Raw genomic sequence first — 20081 nt, 5'->3', positions numbered from 1 at the left:
AGATTTGAAGATCTGATCATGACATTGAGATTTAGTTCAAAAAAATCCCCGCTAATTTCTTAGCAGGGATTTGTGTATAAGAGACAGCTGAAGAGTGCCTTTTTTGAAACCATTTAAAATGAATACTATTTAATAAATGTGCCCCGGATTGGATAGTCGTTTTCTCTTGAAAACTTAATCCCACCTAGCAGTTGCTCTAAATCAGGACGAACAAACGGGCTGTTTGATATATCTACCATTTGAAGCTGATTTTTTTCATTAAGCACATAAATTCCTGGTTCAGCAAATGGATGATCAGTTTCTGCACCACTGCGAGGCTCGCTAATATGTAGCCCTAAATCAGTCATTTGTTCGATTGTTAAACCATAGTAAATTGGGAAGTTAATATCTATTTTTTCAAGATGTTTATTAAGCTGCTCATGGCTATCACCACTTACTGCAACCACTTCAACTCCAGCCTCTTTAAAGTCTTTATGAACTTTAGCAAGCTCGTTGAGTTGCGCAGTACATTTAGGGCAGTGCTGGCCTCGATAAACAACAATCATTTTCCACGGAGAGTCACTTATTCTGTCAACTAAATCTACCTTTTTCTCATCAACATCACTCACTACTAGTGATGACATAATATCCGCAGGTTTTAAACTAGTGTTACTCATTGCGATCTCCTTTTACTGTTTCAGATTAAAAATTAATTTTGCTCTTACACATAGAGTTTAGGGTAACTTTTATTAATTCAACCTAAAATTGCAATTAAAAATCTATTAAAGCTTTAAGACCATCCCTTTATTTTTCTATAAATGGTAGATGCACTTACCCCTAAATAAGCAGCAGCAAGAGGAATGTTGTCTTCGCAGCTTTTGATTGCGTTTTCAATAGCCCTTTTTTCAACTTGCCATAATGGTTCTATATCGTGAACCGACATAGGAGATAATTGAACACTCTGATCGTTTGTATTGTGAATTGACTTAGTTGAGCTTGAGTGTTTTACAGCGCCTAGACCAAATGAATTTGGTAGCATATCTCTTTCTATTACATCGCCATCATTAATAACGACTGTATTTTCAATTACATTTTGCAGTTCGCGTATATTTCCTGGCCAATCGTAATTACAAAAAAGCGCCTTAACTTCATCAGAAAAGCCAATAAAATGTTTAGCGTTGCTATCGCTTTTTTGTTTTAAAATATACTCAGCGAGCAGCAAAATATCGTTTCCGCGCTCCCTTAAAGGCGGGAGCTTTACGGGGATAACATTTAAACGATAATATAAATCTTCTCTAAAGCGCCCCTCTGCTACCTCTATTATTGGATTTCTGTTGGTTGCACATACCAAGCGAACATCGCTGTGTAATACCTCGCTGCTACCAACCTTGCTAAATATGCCGGTTTGTAAAAAGCGCAATAACTTAGCTTGTAAGTTAAGCTCCATTTCACATAGTTCATCTAGAAATAACGTACCGCCGTTGGCCACTTCAACAGCGCCCTTACGATCGCTTAACGCCCCACTAAACGCCCCTTTAACATGACCAAAAAATTCTGATTCAAATAATTCAGCAGGGATCGCAGCACAGTTTATAGCAATAAAAGGGCCTTGGCTGCGAGGGCTCGAATCATGAAGGGTTTGTGCGCATACTTCTTTACCGGTTCCACTTTCACCTGTAATAAATACGCATGCTTTACTTCTAGCTGCGCTATCTAGCAATCTAAAAACGGTTTTCATTGCGAGAGATTCACCAACAAAATCTTGGCTTTTTTCACTGCTTTGAACCAAAGGTTGTACTTTAGCTTGCTCTTTGGGTGTTAACGCACTTTCTACTGAGCTAATAAGTCGCTGACTTGTGAAGGGTTTTTCTAAAAAATCGAAGCCACCTAAACGCATAGCTTCCACTGCAATATCAATAGAACTATTTGAGGTGATCATGACTACATTAGCAGGATTTTTTTGTTTATTTACAAATTGTAAAACTTCAAGCCCACTTATATCAGGCAAGCATACATCTTGTACTATCACCGCAGGCATTTTTTCTTTAATACCGACCAAAGCAGAATATCCATCTGCGAAATGCTTACATTCAAAACCTACTTGCTCTAGCTGACTTGCGTACAAAGCACCACTTGCGATGCTATCTTCAACAATATAAACAAGGCCTTTACCCATTATATCTGACACGGCTTTCTCCTAGATAGCTATACTCTTACTCATTATTTGATATGCATCTCGGGTTTTATCCAAGTTATGCTTAATAACAAGCGCTGCGTGCAAATTTTCTTCTGTGGTTGGTGGTGGTGAATCGTGTAACTGTGTTGCCAATGCAGCTAAAGGAGCGGCTCCATATAAGGCAGCCGAGTTTTTCAAAACATGCATTATTTCTCTAATTTTTATAATATCTGCATTACTAATTGCCGTATCTAATTGGTTAGCCATAGTAACTAATTCATCGATAAATAAGTTTACCAATCGAGCTAAAACGCTTATTCCAACATCCTTTTCAAGTTGAATTAAAACATTTAGCTCCGTAATACTTTTATCGATAAACTGCTCTGATATAGGCATAGATAACCTTTGTGTAAGTTAAAGCTTCGTACACTAATAAAATGTGAGAATTGTAGTTTAAGAGTAATTTGTTTTTTGCATTTTGCAAATCAAAATGAATATAAACAATTACAGAGCCCAGGTATCAATACTTTTTGTTAATGTTTGCGGCTTATCGAGCAAGTACCCCTGAGCAATATCACAACCAAGTTGTTCTAATATTTGTAATTGCTCATTCTCTTCAATGCCTTCTGCTACAGTTTGTAAGCCCAATCGTTGAGCCATCGCAATAATTGCGCTACATAACGTAAAGTCTTCGTTATTAGTTGCAATACCACTTACAAAACTGCGATCAATTTTTAAACCATCGATATCAAATTGACGAAGTAGACCTAAAGACGCGTACCCAGTGCCAAAATCATCAATCCACACCTTTACGCCTTCTTTATGGAAGTTTTCAAACGCCTTAGCTATTTTATCAGGACTATGAATGAGCGCTGTTTCCGTTAATTCAACTTTAATAGCTTGTGGTGGTATTTGGTGCTTTTCTAGCAAAGCCATTACTTTTGAAAACACATCACCATCTAAAATTTGTACCGGTGAAATATTTAAAGAAACAGCAATATCTGTCATACCAAAATGTCGCATCTGTTTTAAATCAGACAAACATTGCTCAAAAATCCAGTCACCTAATTCTAAAATCATTCCCGATTGCTCTACATGAGGGATAAACTCATCAGGGCCTACAATACCAAAGCGGGGTGATTGGCACCTTACTAGCGATTCAAAGCCGACCAACTTTCCCGTTCCTAATGATACGAGCGGTTGATAAACCATTTTAAAATAATTATTTTGCATTGCATCCGACATGATTCTTTCTAACTCATGCCATCTTGCGAGATTGACTGGGCTTTCTGATTCTAGGTACTTAAATGCATTCATGTTTTGCTCCGATTTTCACTCTTAGTGACTTATGTAATCAAGAGCAAGTTACAGACCATTTAGAAAGTGAATAAAACAAAAATAAAAACAGCAAATTCAAAAGGTTAAGTTTAGTTATTTGAGTATTTAAATTTTTCCATTTTATTTGCATTTTGCAATTCAATTTGCAATGCACCTAAATTAATAAATAAGAGCTTACTCAAGCCCAAACAGCACAGAGAAACCAGTTAGTAATTGTTGGCTAAAAGTAAGGATTAGTAATTGAAGATGAGTATAAAGAAAGGCTTGATAAGACTAATTTGGTTACGCACAGCTTGAATTAAAAAGCGTACACGTAATTTTAAAGCTAGGGAGAAAAAGTTAAAACGGTGATAGGAAACATAAAAAAAACGCAGGCAACAATAAATAGTTACCTGCGCAAAAGTCTCTAGTTTGAAAGAGTGTCATTATTTTCGTTTTTAGGGGCTGTTACATGTTGTGCATAGTTAGTATTTTGCGAGTCAAACGTATTACTCATCGACTGTGCATTTTCAACATCAGCTTGTGTAAAAGTAATCGGCTGTATGTCCGTTAACGGCTCTACAGAATCGCTACCGCGTAGAACTGTAATACCTATTACTAAGGTAGCTACAAGCAAAATAGACAAAACCATGATTTCAGGTGTAAGTACCCAATTATTACTTTTAGGTTGTTGTTTGGCTTTTGTATTTGTTTGCATATTGCACCTCTTAAAAATTTAACTAAATTGTCTTGATTTGATATTTAATATGTTGCGAAAGCCGTGCCAACTAAACAAAAACAAACGAAAGATAAAATAAACAACAAAATCAAAGTATTAATAAAATTAAAAATGTAATTTAGAATCCAAAAATAATTCGTAACGTTGTATTTTTATTTTGAATTGCAATTTGCGAATCAAATTGAAAAACTATAATAAAAACACTCATTAAATACTAAACAATAAATTTAACTTACTCCTAAAATACTAGGTTAATTTCTTCGTTTATCAAGTTTTATGCAACACAAACCCACTTTTTATATTGCCCTTCATTGCTCAGCTCAGCTTCTCCCACACTTGCGCTAAACGAGAGAGCTTTAAATGTTTAGATTCAATAACCTGCTCTGGGGCATATTTATCAAGCAATAAATAAAGTGTCTCACTTACAATTGGCTTAGCTAAGTAATCATTCATCCCCGCTTCTATAAATCGCTCTTTATCACCATGAATTGCATTTGCTGTGAGCGCTATTATAGGGGTGGCTATACCTAACTTTCTGATTGCTTTGGTTGCAGAGATCCCATCTAGTATTGGCATTTGGATATCCATAAAAATAATATCAATTTTATTGTTTTTAGCCTTCGTTATTGCCTCTTGCCCATCGCTAGCAATATATACCCGACAACCTTTTTGCTCTAAAAACTGTCTTATTACTATTTGATTATTAGTATTATCTTCAGCAACCAATACATTGGTCCCATTCAACTGAGTTAACCCTGAAGAGCTTTCTAAGGCTTTTTTTTGTTCACGATTAGTAAATATAATATCTAAATGAAATAACTGCTCTTCCAATAAACTAATTGCTCGCGGTACATGCGATACTTTAAAGGGGCCATTTAACCTAAGCTCTCTGTCGTTAAGATTTTGCGGTAATAAGCTTTCACCTAGTAAGTCTAAGATAAGTAAACATGGTGAATTAAGGGAGTTATATGTATTTATACACTCGCGTGTTTGGGCTAGCATTCGAGGATCAGTTAATACAATTGCATCAGGAAAACTATCATACTCAGGGATATCTGGACATATTTCATAGTGCTCAAAAGCGATAGAAAACCGAGTGAGTGTGTGCTCCAACGCGGTTTTTAAAATTTGATTATGTCCTACAATCCATACTCTTGGCTTTTTACTTCGTGCTGCAAGCCCCTCTCGCAATATTGAGTCGGTTGTGTCTATTTTTAACGGGTAATTAACGATAAACTCACTCCCTTTATTGAGCTCAGAGTTAACCGAAATATCTCCCCCTACTACATCACAAATTTGCTTACATATCGCAAGGCCTAAGCCACTACCACCATGTTTTCGGGTAATTGAATTATCTGATTGAATAAAAGGCATAAACATACTTTCTATTTTATTTTTTGCGATTCCCATTCCAGTGTCTTTTACTGATAAATGAAGATTTAAATTATTGGCTCCAATGTAAGTACATCTAACGGTCACCGTTATTACGCCTTGTTGAGTAAACTTAATCGCATTGGCTAATAAATTAATGGCTATTTGCCTTATACGTGCATGATCACCAATTACTTGAGCGGGGACATCAGGATAAAAATCAAAAACAACCTCAAGCCCTTTTTGCAAAGCACTTTGGGTAATAATATCTATTGCTTCTTCAATACACGTATCAATACTAAATGGCTGATTATCGAGTGTTATAGCTTGTGCTTCAAAACGCGAATACGTTAATACATCGTCCAATACACTCAGTAATGCATCAGAGCTTGTTTTAATCATTTGTGTGTAACGCATTTGCTCAGAAGTTAAACCGGTATGATGCAAAATATCTGCAGAGCCAATAACGGCATTTAATGGCGTGCGAATTTCATGGCTAATATTTGCCATAAATCGGCTTTTAGATTCAGCTAATGTTTCTGCCTGATGTTTAGCTTCAAGCAATATTTGCTCGCTTTCAATACGTTCTTGTATATCAACAAGTGTTGCGGCAATAGATAACAAATCGTTTTCGTAGCCATCCACAATGGGAGTAAGTGTCATTTCAACCCAATTATTTATGCCTTGTGCATTAATCAAACGTATATCAAAGCGACGTATATCGCGCTTACCTTGTTTATAATCAAGCAAAGTGCTACTAATTTTTTCGACATCTTCTTTTGCTATAAACTTAATTATAGGTAAGCCAAGACTCTCATCTACATTGCTGTGTAAGACGCGTTGCCATGCTTGATTTATAAATAATAAATTGCCAAATGTATCAAGGCGTAGAACAATATCAGGAATATTATCTACGACAGAGTGGTAGTTATATTCTATCTCTGCCATTGCTTGTTCAGCTTTAACTCGCTGCGTAATATTAGTTTCTATAGCGATAAAATGCTTTACTTTACCTTCATCATCTCGCACTGGATTTGCATCAATAGCAACCCAATAAACGTTACCATTCTTATCGTAATTTGTGGTTTCAACTTGAAAAGGAAGCCCATTTTTTACAGCGTGAGACATAACCTTACGACTTTTTTCACATGTTTTTGGCCCTTGTAGCAATTGACCTGGGCTAGTGCCTATAACCTCATCACAGGTGTAACCTGTAAGTACTTCAAAACTATTGTTAACCCACTCAATTACGCCAAATTTATCTGTAATTATTACTAAGTTATTTGTATGGCTCGCAACAAGCGATAAGCGTTTTACATATTTTTGTTGTTGTGTGAGCAAAAATTGAGAATCTTTATGACGTTGAATGTCATAGAACGAGCCTATAAAGCCGCTTTTTTCATCATAAACTAACCTTAACTCAAACCAGTTCATGAGCCCGATGCTGCTTTTAATTTGTATTTCTACACTGGGAGCCTGCTTCCCTTCTAGTAAACAACAGCTGTATGCGACAAAATGCATAATATCATCGCAATTCATTAACTTAGTAATATTGGAGCCAATTAATGAATCGGTTGAGTAACCTAACTTCTTCTCCCAAGCTTCATTAATATAAGTAAAATTCAAATGTTTATCACACTCAAAAATACACTCATCTAAAATAGCTAATAGCTTTGCTTGACGTCGATTACTATTGGAAAGTTTTTCAACTAGTGCATATTGGATTTGAACTTGTAGCTCATCATTATTATTCATGATCTCTCCAATACTTTATAAAAGTATTACTCTGACAAACTCGTGCATAAAGAAGGGAAACCTTTTCACGGTAGAATGCTTGTTCAAAAGGAGTGCGTCTCGGTGTGCAGTCACTTAAAATAGTGGCATTAGAACCAAGTGCAACAGCAGTGCGCACAGTTGAATCAATACAGATAGAAGACACAGTACCCGCTAAAATTATATTAATGGCCCCATGTTTTTTGATGTTTTCGGCTAAACCTATATGTGTAAAAGCATTTAAACTTCTTTTCCCAAATACCACCTCTATAATATTACTAAAAAGGTCTAGCTGCTTAATGGTTTGAGCACAGTACGAACCTGCTTTAAATGCCCCCACCGCAATGACTTCTAATATACCAATCGGATTTTTAAGCTCGCTATAGTTTTGCGTAAAGTGAATGGGTGTATTAATAACTAAAGCAAATTGCTCTGCGCAGAAGGTCAATAAATAGAGTGTATTTTCCCCCACGCCAGTAATTCTTGATGACTCTTCAACCTCGTCATACAAAATGCCTTTTGGCAAAAAGTAATTGTTTTGAAAACCAATTAAAATAGGTGCTGTCTTAGAGAAATCATCCATAACTCTCTCCTTATTAATCAATTTAAGAGGCTAACTGCCAAGGTTTAATAAATTTCTCAAGTACCGCTTTTGTCACTGGCTTCTGTAAATAGTGAGTAATTCCTTTATCAAACAACTCAGCTATTTGCTCATCGCCTGTTAACCCCGTTAAAATAACTTTAGGAGTATTGTTATTAGGTGTATTTTGCCTAACTAATTGCTGCGCCACATCGCTACCAAACATTCCTGGCATACGCTCATCTAAAAGTAGCAAGTCAAATGGTTCATTTTGAGCAAGTGTTAATGCACTGGCACCATTTTCTGCACACGTTACTAAGCAGCCCAGCATTTCAAGCATTACTTTTGTAGCAATTTGGCTCGGTAAGCTGTCGTCTGCTACTAATACCGATAAACGTGTTTGTGTGTGAAATGTTGTTAAAATAGTAATTAAGTCGGTATCAAAAAATGGCCAGCCTAATATTTTTTTAGATAGTTTATGAGCTTGGCTCAGCTCGTAAATGTCGTTGATAGAGCACAGCTTTATGTATGTATTTAAGCTGTCACTATTTAATTTATCAATTAATGCGTTACCACTAAGATGGCGTAAATCCTCTAGCTGTGCAGACTCTCTAAGCGTGCTATTAAATAATTTAAAATTTAAACCAAAACGATCGTGAGTATTAGCTGACATTTTTAAACAGCTTTTGAGTAACGCTTCGCAATCAGTTAAAACGTCTACATTTTGTCTAACATCAAGCGCTAAACTAACAGACTCTTTAGTTGCTAAGAGCCCGTGAAAATCCAACGTGTTTACTTGTTCAGAATCATCAATCTGATAGTGAATACTAACTCCCTGAATATTTGCTTCGAGCGTCAATAAAAAGCACTGCTTTACTGCTGCTAGCGCCGGAGTAAGAAACGCCTCGCATTGTGCAATCATTTGCTCTGGCGGAATTTGCAAACAGACGTAGTTACATTGCAACTTGTTGATTAAGGTAATAGAGAATTTTTGACTTTGGGTTTCACAATATTTACCTATTACCCCTTGGATAATTTCTAAAACGTGACTATTAGTATTCATAAAGCATTCTCGTTAACCCAATGTATAGCTCTACATCATCAAGTTATGTGCCATAAATTAATTCTTATAAACACACTTGCATTCATAGACTTAAGTATTAGACAAACAGGGCTCTGGTTTTTCATTCGCATTTTGCAAATCATATTGCTATGCATAATATGATTTATGCTTTTATTAGAATGGTGCAATCGATTTTTTTCTCTTTAAATAATTTTTCATTCATTTAAACTGATATTAATCAAATTGAGGAGAAAGCTATGTTAACCGTAATTTTTGGCCGTGAAGGTTGTCCATTTTGTGTTCGTGCGAAAGATGTTGCTGAGCAATTATCAAATGAACGTGATGACTTTAAATTTCGTTACATCGACATAATTAAAGAAGGCATTAGTAAAGCCGACCTTGAAAAGTCAGCGGGTAAGCCTTGCCCTACTGTTCCACAAATTTTTATAGACCAAAATCACATTGGTGGATTTACAGAATTTGAAGCTTACGCAAAAGAAAACCTAGGCTTGTATAAATAAGCTTTGTATTAAATATGTTAACCAGTTTAATAAACCCTATATTGAGCTGGTTAAATTTCGACCAACATCAAATACATACAAATTAGTTTCAATTTATACAAGCATTTTCCTCGCGAATCCTATATAATGCGCGCCTCTTTAAATTCGTTGAGGCGTATTAATGTCAGAACCAGTCACGTTTGAATCTCTAAATCTTTCTCCTGCAATTTTGAAGGCAGTTGAAGAGTTGGGTTACAAGACACCATCTGAAATCCAAGCTCAATGTATACCGTTATTGCTAGAAAGAAAGGACGTACTGGGACTAGCTCAAACGGGTACAGGTAAAACCGCAGCATTTGCACTGCCATTACTAAATAATATTGACCCGTCTGTGAAACAGCCACAGATCCTTGTACTCACACCAACACGTGAGCTTGCGATCCAAGTTGCTGAGGCATTCGAACAATATGCTAAACATGTTCGTGGTATTGAAGTATTGGCACTATATGGTGGCCAAAGCTACAGTATCCAATTAAGCGCACTTCGTCGTGGCGCTCAGGTTATTGTTGCAACTCCAGGTCGTTTAATCGATCACATTAACCGTGGCACTATCAAGTTTGATGCTCTACAAGCACTTGTACTTGATGAAGCCGATGAAATGTTACGTATGGGCTTTATCGATGATGTAGAAAGCATCATGGAAAAAACACCGCGCGAAAAGCAAACATGTCTTTTCTCTGCGACTATGCCTAAGCAAATTCAAAACATCAGCAGCAAGTATATGAACAATCCTGAACAGGTTCATATTTCTGCGCGTAACTCTACAGTATCATCTGTTGAGCAAGTGTTTTGGAATGCAAGCGTACATAAAAATAAAGCTATTGTTCGCTTCTTAGAAGCTGAACAGTATGAAGGTGCTATTGTTTTCGTACGTACGCGTAACGATACAGTACAACTTGCTGAGTTATTAGAGCGCGAAGGTTTCTCTGCTGCTCCACTTAATGGTGATATGAACCAGCAAGCACGTGAACGCACTGTAGAACGCTTAAAAAGCGGCATGCTAAATGTTGTTATTGCAACAGACGTTGCTGCTCGTGGTCTAGATGTTGACCGCTTAAGCTTAGTTATCAACTACGATATACCACAAGATTCTGAAGCCTACGTTCACCGTATCGGCCGTACAGGTCGTGCTGGTCGTACTGGTAAAGCAATTTTATTCGTAAAACATAACGAACGTTATTTACTTAAAAATATCATTCGTCATACGAAGTCTGAAATTGCACAAGTTGAATTACCAACTGCAAAAATCGTTGAAGAAAAACGTATTGAAGCGTTACAAGCAAAATTAACTATTGCGCTTGAAAACAAAGATATTACATTCTTTAACGAGATAGCTACTAACATGGCTGAAAAACTTGAACTTCCTCTTGAAAGCTTAGCGGGTGCGTTACTGTGTTTAGCACAGCAACAGTCTCCAATTAAAGTTGAAGAAGTTAAGATTCAACCTCGTGAACGTAACGAGCGTAACGATCGCAACCCACGTAGTAACGACCGCAATGATCGCGGTGGTGACCGTGGACGTCGTAACGAACGTGGCGGCGAACGTGGTGGTGAACGCGCTGAGCGTAAACCTCGCGAACGTAACAGTCGTGATGCAGGCCCTATGGATACTTACCGTATCGAAGTAGGTCGTGAACACGGTGTTCAGGTTAAGAACATTGTTGGCGCTATAGCTAACGAAGCTGACATCTCAAGCAAGTTTATTGGTGATATTCGTTTACACGACAATCACAGTACGGTTCAATTGCCGCAAAACATGCCTAAAGATGTACTTGATCATTTCCAAAAAGTGTTTATTTGTAAACGTCCTATGGGCTTAACAATTACACAAGATCAAGGCCCTGCTGAGCCACGTGCAGAACGCTCTGAGCGTCCAGCTGGTGACAAAAAGCGCACCTTTAGTAAAGATAAAGACGATAGCCAACGCGGTGATAAGCGTACCGGTCCTCGTAAAGAACGTCGCCCAGTAAGCTTCACAGCTAAATAAGCAACGACTCTTTAATAAAAAAACCTTGCCACGAAAGTGACAAGGTTTTTTTGTGTCTGGAGTTTATTTTTTATAATAAAAAATATTTGTAAGGGTACAAAAAAACACGATAGTGATAAACAAATCGTGTTTTTATATTGTGTTAAAAGAGCTGTTAAGCGAGTGCTTTAACTTCTTCCCATAGGCGTGCAACTAATGTTTTATCTTCTTCATTAAGCTCACCATTGCGATATGCTTTAACTAAGCTTTGCTCTACAGTTTCGTTTAGCTCATCTATACTGATTGTCAGCTTTTCTACTTCGGCATAACCAACTGCAAGATCAAAATGACCTCGTAAATAGCCGCCTGCAAATAACTCATCGTCAGTTGCTTTTATTACTAAATCATCGAAGTACTGCTGGGCTGCATCGATATAATTCACTAAACTCATTTACAAATCTCCTGGTTTTGCAGAGCACCTGTATTTTCAAGGTTTTGGTGCCCTACTGCATACATAATATGGTCGTTAAATCCGGTGGTTACTTTAATATAACCTGTTAATTCATCATCTAATTCGCTGTCGCCAGTATCACAAATAAGGGGGCGACCGTTAAGCGCTTGTAGCTTTGTTTTTGTTGCTACTACAATAATATTTTCTTTGCCAATTGCACGTATAAGCGCAGGGCTCAATTGCTGATTGCCACGGCCAAATATATGCCCTTGCCCGCCAATGAGCGTAATGACTAACTTAGTACTTTGCTCATGAGTAAACTCAAGTAATTGCTTAGCCGTTAAATCTTGGGCAACTAAGGTTTGATCTTTTATTAAGTCAACGCCAAGTAAGGTATTATCGAGGCCCATTTCTTCCATTATGGCCTCAACCGTTGAGCCGCTACCCATAATATAAAATGTGTCTTCATCCATTTGCGATACAACATGCGCAGCAATGTCGGCAAGTACGAGTTCGTCGGTTTCTTTACCGCCATTTTTAACCGCTTGCATATAGCGTACTTCGCTAGGTGTTTGCATTTCGCCGTAGCGCTTTGCTTTTACTGTGCCTTGTCTAAAGGCATCTTCATCTATATCCATTACATCTGCATCAGCTAAGGTAACTAACTCCCCCTTAACCAGCATTTCGACTACGCGCCCTGCAGCTTTTGGTGTAATGGCGTACACACCAGAGTGAATTTTACAGCCTGCAGGAATACCAAGTACGGGAATGGTATCTTCGATTGCATGGCAAATATTACGCGCTGTACCATCGCCTCCAGCAAATAAAACTAAATCAACACCAAAGTCTCTAAGTACTTTTGCTGCTTGTTCTGTGTCGTCTGGGGTTGTTATAGCAGCAGTGTTGTATATAACCTCTACATTAAAGCCCAAGGCTTTTGCTGTTTGCTCACCCATGTCACCGTTAACGGTGTAAATGGTTAAGCGTTCTTTATAAGGCAATAGCACTTCAAGCGCTGCTTTTGTTCGGCTATTTGCTTTGGGTTCTGCACCTAATTCGATTGCTTTAGCGGCTGTGTGTGCGCCATCACTACCTTTTAAGGCAACTGTTCCGCCTAAACCTGCTACTGGGTTTACAATTAAACCTAATTTAAACGCCATTACAAAGCTCCTTCGGATGTTGCCAATTAAATTGCTGCGCTGTTAATGGCCACTGTGTATTATAAAAATCAGAGAGTGCTTTTAAAAGTGACTCTGTACGAGAGTTAAAGCCATTTTCGATTAACGATAATACACGTGCATGTACTCGCTGCTGAAAATCAAACCGACATGTTTGCTCGCCGTTTAAGTTATCCACCGACACATTAAAATTAAACCCTGCTGCGGTGCTTAATAACCACTCTATAGCTTGAGGCTTTACTTCTACGTTTTCAAACTCAGCTTGTTTTTGTTTGTCGCGCCCATCAGGACAATACCAATAGCCGTAATCTTCTAATAAACGACGTTCATCGCCTGCAACCAACCAGTGTGCAACCTCATGTAATGCACTCGCGTAAAAACCATGCGCAAATACAACTTGGTGATATGGCACGTGCTCTGTTGCTGGTAAATACACAGGTTCAAAATCGCCTTTTATCAGACATGTATTATGACTTTGATAAAAAGTGCGTTCAAAAATTGAAATTAGATCAGCTATTTGATGCATAAAATTAGGCTAATTAGTCTCGGTTATAGCGCTATTTTGCGCAGTAAAAACGAGACGAATTGTACGGGCTTTTACAACTAAAGTAAAAATAAGGCGTGATAGTAAAATATAAGCGGACTAATCTTTCACTTTATTGATATTTTTAATAATACCTAAACAGTAAAGAGTATTACCAAGTTCTTTACGCTGTGTTTTTTCACCTGAGGTTTTATTGGCTAAGCTAGTTAACATATCGTACCGTTTACGTAGAGTTAGTATATATCTGGCATGTCTACGGCATTCAAAGCAATGAGTACAGTGTGAATCGACCCAAAATCTTAATGTTTCAAACCAATATTGCTGCTCTTGAGCAAAAAAAATAAATGCCTTAGAGCAAGTCCCGCACTTCTCTTCAATATCAACATAAAGTGCCCGAGGATAAATGGCATAGTTTTGCTTTTTTATATCAGCCAATATTACCGTATTAGGGAAGTATTTAAGGCTCGAGTAACGCCAGTGCGCATTCTCTATCGCCTCTATTGTCACTGGGGTATTGGTAGTTATTGGTGTATTGCCATACCTTGGGTGATTTAGATACATGAGCTGCCTAGTTTAAACTTATGATTTTAAGGTATAAAACATGCCATATAAGAAAACAATAATTATACAGGCGTTCCTGCTTCATCACACTCTACAATATCGGTCTCGGTTAATGCCTGAGTGATCCATGCTTGCAATACTGGGCAGCGCATAACAAAGTCACAATATTGCTGTGCCTCTGGCGATAACGTAATTTGATAGGTTTTTAAGCGCAGTACAACAGGCACATACATGGCATCAGCAATACTAAAGTCACCAAAAAACCACTCATTTGGAAACACATCTTGTTGCTGTGCAAATATTTCGTCTATACGGGCTATGTCTTTTAGTGCTTCGCTCGATAGGTCTACTTTACGGGTTGCTCTTATATTCATTGGCATTTCACTGCGCAGTGCCACAAAGCCTGAATGCATTTCAGCGCTTAGTGCACGCGCTTTAGCTCTTTGGGTAATATATTTTGGCCATGCAGCGCCTGATAAGTAAGCATCGTTAATATATTCACAAATTGCTAGCGAATCCCATACCTGTAAATCGCCATCAATTAACGCTGGGACTTTTTGCAAAGCAAAGGTCTTTTTTAGTTCATTGTAAAAGTCGGGGGTGTCGAGTACTAGCTGGGTTTCACTAAACTCAACATCAAATTTACTCATTAAATACCATGCGCGTAATGACCAGCTAGAGTAGTTTTTATTACCGATAAATAATTGCATATTGTAAATACCAAAGTGAATAGACGCTCCTACCATACTAGGTGATTTAACAACCAACAACATTTTGTTTAAAGTCTCTTTGCTAACTGTTACTTAAAGCTATTAATTACTCACTCAACTGCTTGTTTAAATGCTTTTTTAATAGTTGTGTATTACGCGTGTTAGCTTTAAAAAAGGCATCAAAAATATCACCAAAAAATGGCACTAAACCGCCCACAAAGTCTATGAGCATATTGATAATCATCTTAGTCTTTATACGTTTACTCACACCTAAACGCTGGGCTTCTATCAGCACATAACTTGATAAAATTAGCCCTGCGGCATCACCTATAACGGGAATTAAACCAATCACAGCCTCCAAACCTATATTAAATTTAGTAAAAGGAATGCCAATGCTGCTATCAGTTAACTTACTGAATCGCTCTAAGCGGGCTATTGCAGCTTGGGCTTTCATTTGTGAGTGTTCATTAATATTATCGTTCATGATTACTACCCTCCTTTTTGCAGTATATAGGGCCTACTTGAACAACTCCTGAAAGGCTTTAAACTAAATTACAGACATAAAAAAACGCGGTAGTCCGCGTTTTTTATAATTATAAATACTTACACAGAGCCGTTAATTGGCCCGTGTTCGTGGTTTACATGTGGATTTTGTCCGCGTTGGCGCAGTAAATGATCCATTAATGTAATAGCCATCATTGCCTCAGCAATCGGGATTGCACGAATACCCACACACGGATCGTGACGACCTTTGGTGATCATCTCAACCGCTTCGTTGCTTGTATTAATGCTGTTACCTGGGATGGTAATACTCGACGTTGGTTTTAGCGCAATAGAAGCAATAATATCTTGCCCTGTCGAAATACCCGCAAGTACGCCACCTGCATGGTTTGATGTAAAACCTTCAGGGGTTAGCTCGTCGCGATGCTCAGAGCCTTTTTGCTCAACTACATCAAAGCCATCACCAATTTCCACGCCTTTAACTGCATTAATACTCATTAATGAGTGTGCAAGTTCAGCGTCAAGGCGGTCAAATACTGGCTCACCAAGACCTACTGGTACGTTGCTTGCCACTACTTTTACTTTAGCGCCAACTGAGTCACCTTGCTTTTTAAGGTCACGCATATATTCGTCAAGCGCTTCAAGCTTACTTGCATCAGGGAAGAAGAATAAGTTATTTTCAACTTCGTCCCAATCAAACGTTTCCGCCTTAATAGGACCTAGCTGGCTTAAGCATGCTTTAACTTCAATACCATGAAATTGCTTTAAGTATTTTTTAGCGATAGCGCCTGCCGCTACGCGTATTGCGGTTTCACGTGCAGAGGAACGGCCGCCACCACGATAATCGCGCAGGCCGTACTTATGCCAATACGTGTAATCGCCATGACCTGGGCGAAATACATCTTTAATTTTGCCGTAATCTTGCGAACGTTGATCGGTGTTTTCAATTAATAAACCAATGCTAGTACCTGTGGTTTTACCTTCAAAAACGCCTGCTAATATTTTTATTTGATCGCTTTCACGGCGCTGCGTTGTATAACGGCTTTGGCCTGGTTTTCGGCGATCTAAATCAATTTGTAAGTCGGCCTCTGTGATTTCAAGACCTGCGGGAGTACCATCAACAACGCCGCCTAATGCAACGCCGTGGCTCTCACCAAAGGTGGACACTTTAAATAACTGTCCAATGCTATTTCCTGCCATTAACTTTCCTCATTCCTAATGACTACCAATAGCCAAGCACACGGCTTGGCTATTCATTTTTTACTTATTTTGCAAAATACTCATCTAGCTGCTTTTTGCTAATTACAAATACACCTAAGCCGCCTTGTTCAAATTCAATCCATTCAAACGGCGCGCCCGGATACAGTGCATCCATATGTACCATAGAGTTACCAACTTCTACAAATAACAAACCGTTATCAGTTAGGTGTTCACTCGCTTCACTTAAAATAGTACGGGTTACATCTAAACCATCGTGGCCTGATGCAAGCCCAAGCTCTGGTTCATGATGAAATTCACGTGGTAAGTCAGCCATATCTTCTGCATCAACATATGGTGGGTTTGCTACTATTAGGTCGTATTTTTGACCTGGTACACCGCTAAATACATCAGACTGAATAGGTAACACACGATCAGTTAACATGTAATCGTTAATGTTAATGTCTGTCACTTCAAGCGCTTCATACGATATATCTACCGCATCAACTTGTGCCTGCTCAAAAGCTTGCGCAAGTGCAATTGCGATACAACCCGAACCTGTACATAAATCTAATATACGGTTAACCGATTGTGGCTCTTCAAGCCAGGGTGTAAAGCGGTTGCTGATAAGCTCAGCAAACGGTGAGCGAGGTATAAGTACACGTTCATCCACATAAAATGGCATACCCGCAAACCATGCAATGTTTGTTAAGTAAGGTACTGGTGTGCAGTCGTTAATACGTTCTGCAATAAGACCCGCAAGTCGGTTTTTTTCTGTGCTTGTTAAACGCGCGTGCATTAATTCTTTTGGCGCATCAACAGGCAAGCTAAGCGCAGGCAGTAATAAGCTTACAGCTTCATCCCATGCGTTATCTGTACCGTGTCCAAAAAATATACTACTACTTGCAAATTGGCTTGTAGTCCAACGTAACCAGTCATGTAAAGTTGACAGTTCTGCAACGGCTTCTTCGAGTGTTGCTTCTTCTATTTGTAAATCGCTCATATATTTTTACCTGTATTAGCTTACTGACTGTTTTGAGTCTTTAAGACGATTGCATTGCCTATCTGCGCTGGGCAAATTACAATTGCCCCTCATTTAAGTATTGTACCGCCTTTTGCGCTGCGTTTTTACGTTTTTTTGTTTAGGTAATAGTTATGAAAAAAGACACTCCATCACATTCGTCCCTAAGCAATGACGACATAAGCTTATTTCGTCAAACGATCACAGGCGCCAAAGTATTTAAACAAGATACTCATCGTTTTGATACAAAGCCTAAGGTGTCACAAGCTAAGCAATTTGCCCAGCAAAAAAAGCAGGCTCAATCTGAATTTTTCTTCTCAGACGTTTATATTCCCGATATAGACACCCACGGCACGGTTAAATATGTAAAACCAGGCCAAGATACCTTCCTAGCTAAACAGCTTCGCCGTGGTGACTTTGCACCCGATTTGACGCTAGATTTACATGGCTTAAATAAAGAACTTGCTAAAGATGAACTCGCTGGACTCATTCACGAATGTAAAAAGCAGCATTACTATTGTGCATGTGTAGTGCACGGTATTGGCGGCGGCGTACTAAAGCACAAAGTGCCTCAGTACTTAGTACAGCACCCTGACGTAATAGCGATGCACCAAGCCCCTCTCGAATATGGTGGTAGAGGCGCAGTACTCATACTAATTAATTTACCGCAAAGTGATGAATTTAGACGCTAACTTTAGCTATTACTAGGATGTAACTTCGTGCATATTTTTTCAATTATTTTTCCGCTCATTTTTATTGTGGCGTTTGGTTACAGCTGTTGCCGATTAAAATTTTTCGAAAAGCAGCATATTGCAGGCTTAAGTAAATTTACTTTTTATATTAGTTTGCCTGCTTTTTTATTGTTAAATATGTCGCAAATTAACTTACAGCAAAGCATTAGCCTTTTTGCATTTTTGAGTTTTTACATACCGGTTCTGAGTGTATTTGGGGTGGGTATTTTAATTGACCGCTTTTATTTAAATAAAAAGTATTTAAAAAATTACCAACAACACGGCGTCTTTGGACTTGCTTCTAGCTATTCAAATATGGTGTTAGTGGGTATTCCTATTGTTATTGCATCGCTTGGCAAAGAGATGATAGCCATTGCGTTTATGATCATTACTTTTCATAGCACATTGTTATTTGCACTTACTTTTTTAATAGGCGCTAAAGGCAGCAGCGATAAATTTTCGTGGTCGCACTTTGGAAAAAGTATGGTGTTAAATCCAATAGTACTGAGTATTGGATGCGGGCTTATATTAAACATTTTAGGAGTAACACTATTCACCGACTTAGCAAATAGTTTGGATCTATTAGCTAAACCAGCAATTGCCTGTGCGCTATTTGTACTTGGTGCTAATTTAGCTTTTTATAAAATAGCAGCAAATTGGCAACCCGCGTTAATAGCATCAATTTTAAAAATATTTTTATTGCCTGCGTTAGTTTTATTGGTAGGCACCTATGTATTTAAGCTAGACACGCAAATACTTAATGTATTGGTACTTTTAAGTGCGTCCCCTGTTGGCGTAAATGCTTATCTTATTGCGAGTCAAATAAAGCAGCATGAAGCTACTCTTGCTGGGGCTGTCGTACTTTCTACTATCTTAAGTGTTATTAGCTTTACGTTTTGGCTAGCTTTATTACTTTAGCTTACAAACCGCCGGCTACATCAACAAAACTACCCGTTGTAAAAGAAGCGTGCTCCGAAGCTAAAAAGTAAATTGCTGCAGCAACTTCCTCGGGTGTACCGCCTCTGCCAAGGGGTAATTTACTTTTAAGACGATCGACTCGATTTTTTTCGCCGCCATCACTATGCATATCAGTGTAAATAAGCCCAGGTCTAACAGAGTTAACACGAATACCTTTACTTGCCACCTCTTTTGCCAAGCCAATAGTAAATGTGTCCATTGCACCTTTAGATGCTGCATAATCAATGTACTCATTAGGAGAGCCCGTTTTAGCGGCCCCCGATGAAACATTAACAATACTACCGCCATTTCCCATTCGCTTTATTGCCTCACGACTACATAAAAAAGCACTGGTAATATTTGTAGTCAAAACTTCGTTTATGCGCTCAGCACTCATTTCTAACAAAGGCATTTGTGGTTTTAAAATACCGGCGTTATTTATTAGTACATCAAGTTGACCTAACTCTTTATCAATAAAGTCAAATAACGCCAAAACATCTGCCTCTTTCGACACATCTGCTTTTATAACTTGAGCCCTAACGCCAGAGCTTCTGACTTGATCGGCTACTAGCTTCGCACTAGCTAAATCAGCTTTATAATTAATGCAAACATCATAACCATGCTTTGCAAAATATAGTGCAGTAGCTGCGCCAATACCTCGACTAGAGCCTGTGATAAGTACAACGGGGGAGCGAGTCATTAAAGC

Annotated in this window: 21 protein-coding genes; 4 read left to right on the top strand and 17 right to left on the bottom strand. The window is 38.3% G+C overall.

Features of this window, described 5'->3' with window-relative positions:
* Nucleotides 1-125: 125 nt before the first annotated feature.
* From GQR52_RS17070 to GQR52_RS17035, 8 genes are all read right to left on the bottom strand, one after another.
* On the bottom strand, nucleotides 126-656 hold the full coding sequence (locus GQR52_RS17070; RefSeq protein ID WP_165729194.1) for a redoxin domain-containing protein: 531 nt from the start codon (nucleotides 654-656) through the stop codon (nucleotides 126-128).
* A gap of 113 nt (nucleotides 657-769) precedes the next feature.
* Nucleotides 770-2167: a sigma-54 dependent transcriptional regulator gene (locus GQR52_RS17065; protein ID WP_197142251.1), complete on the bottom strand. Its 1398-nt coding sequence runs from the start codon at nucleotides 2165-2167 to the stop codon at nucleotides 770-772.
* 9 nt (nucleotides 2168-2176) lie between these two features.
* Nucleotides 2177-2551: an Hpt domain-containing protein gene (locus tag GQR52_RS17060; protein ID WP_024591627.1), complete on the bottom strand. Its 375-nt coding sequence runs from the start codon at nucleotides 2549-2551 to the stop codon at nucleotides 2177-2179.
* 108 nt (nucleotides 2552-2659) lie between these two features.
* Nucleotides 2660-3472, bottom strand: a complete 813-nt coding sequence (locus GQR52_RS17055) for an EAL domain-containing protein (protein WP_165729193.1) — start codon at nucleotides 3470-3472, stop codon at nucleotides 2660-2662.
* 427 nt (nucleotides 3473-3899) lie between these two features.
* A complete protein-coding gene (locus GQR52_RS17050; RefSeq protein WP_007585474.1) occupies nucleotides 3900-4190 on the bottom strand; it encodes a hypothetical protein in 291 nt (96 codons plus the stop codon).
* A gap of 336 nt (nucleotides 4191-4526) precedes the next feature.
* Nucleotides 4527-7337 (bottom strand): PAS domain-containing hybrid sensor histidine kinase/response regulator, encoded by a 2811-nt coding sequence (locus tag GQR52_RS17045; protein WP_165729191.1) that lies wholly within the window; start codon nucleotides 7335-7337, stop codon nucleotides 4527-4529.
* Nucleotides 7330-7938 (bottom strand): isochorismatase family protein, encoded by a 609-nt coding sequence (locus GQR52_RS17040; protein WP_165729189.1) that lies wholly within the window; start codon nucleotides 7936-7938, stop codon nucleotides 7330-7332. The genes GQR52_RS17045 and GQR52_RS17040 overlap by 8 nt, the downstream gene beginning before the upstream one ends.
* A 22-nt stretch (nucleotides 7939-7960) precedes the next feature.
* Entirely contained in the window at nucleotides 7961-8998 is a 1038-nt protein-coding gene (locus tag GQR52_RS17035) for a response regulator (RefSeq protein WP_165729187.1), read from the bottom strand.
* A 257-nt stretch (nucleotides 8999-9255) separates the two neighbouring features.
* Here GQR52_RS17035 and GQR52_RS17030 point away from each other — a divergent pair, with 257 nt between their 5' ends.
* Together GQR52_RS17030 and GQR52_RS17025 are read left to right on the top strand one after the other, a co-directional pair.
* The gene (locus tag GQR52_RS17030; RefSeq protein ID WP_165729185.1) at nucleotides 9256-9519 is read left to right on the top strand and encodes a GrxA family glutaredoxin; all 264 of its coding nucleotides are present in this window, start codon (nucleotides 9256-9258) and stop codon (nucleotides 9517-9519) included.
* A 160-nt stretch (nucleotides 9520-9679) separates the two neighbouring features.
* Nucleotides 9680-11545, top strand: a complete 1866-nt coding sequence (locus GQR52_RS17025; protein WP_007585469.1) for a DEAD/DEAH box helicase — start codon at nucleotides 9680-9682, stop codon at nucleotides 11543-11545.
* Between the two features lie 154 nt (nucleotides 11546-11699).
* On the opposite strand, the gene GQR52_RS17020 is transcribed toward GQR52_RS17025, so the two are convergent.
* The 8 genes from GQR52_RS17020 to prmB form a co-directional block, all read right to left on the bottom strand.
* Nucleotides 11700-11975, bottom strand: a complete 276-nt coding sequence (locus GQR52_RS17020) for a YfcL family protein (protein ID WP_002962183.1) — start codon at nucleotides 11973-11975, stop codon at nucleotides 11700-11702.
* Complete coding sequence (locus GQR52_RS17015) at nucleotides 11972-13135, bottom strand: ATP-NAD kinase family protein (protein ID WP_165729184.1); 1164 nt, start codon at nucleotides 13133-13135, stop codon at nucleotides 11972-11974. The genes GQR52_RS17020 and GQR52_RS17015 overlap by 4 nt, the downstream gene beginning before the upstream one ends.
* Nucleotides 13125-13679 carry an elongation factor P hydroxylase gene (locus GQR52_RS17010; RefSeq protein WP_010554670.1) on the bottom strand — a complete coding sequence of 185 codons (555 nt, stop codon included), beginning with the start codon at nucleotides 13677-13679 and terminating at the stop codon, nucleotides 13125-13127. Before GQR52_RS17010 ends, GQR52_RS17015 begins: the two co-directional genes overlap by 11 nt.
* A 117-nt stretch (nucleotides 13680-13796) precedes the next feature.
* Entirely contained in the window at nucleotides 13797-14258 is a 462-nt protein-coding gene (locus tag GQR52_RS17005; RefSeq protein ID WP_010554668.1) for a zinc-ribbon domain containing protein, read from the bottom strand.
* Between the two features lie 62 nt (nucleotides 14259-14320).
* Entirely contained in the window at nucleotides 14321-14968 is a 648-nt protein-coding gene (locus GQR52_RS17000; protein WP_165725678.1) for a glutathione S-transferase family protein, read from the bottom strand.
* Between the two features lie 106 nt (nucleotides 14969-15074).
* Nucleotides 15075-15452 (bottom strand): DUF4112 domain-containing protein, encoded by a 378-nt coding sequence (locus tag GQR52_RS16995; RefSeq protein WP_007583361.1) that lies wholly within the window; start codon nucleotides 15450-15452, stop codon nucleotides 15075-15077.
* Between the two features lie 119 nt (nucleotides 15453-15571).
* Nucleotides 15572-16669, bottom strand: coding sequence for a chorismate synthase (gene aroC / locus GQR52_RS16990; RefSeq protein WP_008138551.1), 1098 nt, complete (start codon nucleotides 16667-16669; stop codon nucleotides 15572-15574).
* A 64-nt stretch (nucleotides 16670-16733) separates the two neighbouring features.
* Complete coding sequence (prmB, locus tag GQR52_RS16985) at nucleotides 16734-17669, bottom strand: 50S ribosomal protein L3 N(5)-glutamine methyltransferase (RefSeq protein WP_165725676.1); 936 nt, start codon at nucleotides 17667-17669, stop codon at nucleotides 16734-16736.
* Between the two features lie 152 nt (nucleotides 17670-17821).
* Between prmB and smrB the strand changes: the two genes are divergently transcribed.
* Together smrB and GQR52_RS16975 are read left to right on the top strand one after the other, a co-directional pair.
* Nucleotides 17822-18379: an endonuclease SmrB gene (gene smrB / locus GQR52_RS16980; RefSeq protein WP_007377742.1), complete on the top strand. Its 558-nt coding sequence runs from the start codon at nucleotides 17822-17824 to the stop codon at nucleotides 18377-18379.
* 27 nt (nucleotides 18380-18406) lie between these two features.
* Nucleotides 18407-19336: an AEC family transporter gene (locus GQR52_RS16975; protein WP_007580614.1), complete on the top strand. Its 930-nt coding sequence runs from the start codon at nucleotides 18407-18409 to the stop codon at nucleotides 19334-19336.
* A gap of 1 nt (nucleotide 19337) precedes the next feature.
* Here the strand turns inward: GQR52_RS16975 and GQR52_RS16970 are convergent, their stop codons facing one another.
* Nucleotides 19338-20075 carry an SDR family oxidoreductase gene (locus tag GQR52_RS16970; RefSeq protein ID WP_165729182.1) on the bottom strand — a complete coding sequence of 246 codons (738 nt, stop codon included), beginning with the start codon at nucleotides 20073-20075 and terminating at the stop codon, nucleotides 19338-19340.
* Nucleotides 20076-20081: the final 6 nt, after the last annotated feature.

Origin of the sequence: Pseudoalteromonas sp. 31A1 (assembly GCF_011378815.1) — a bacterium.
GTDB classification, from domain to species: Bacteria; Pseudomonadota; Gammaproteobacteria; order Enterobacterales; family Alteromonadaceae; genus Pseudoalteromonas; species Pseudoalteromonas arctica.
The sequence above is the reverse complement of the archived record's forward strand: the minus strand, read 5'-3'. Positions and strand labels throughout refer to the sequence as shown.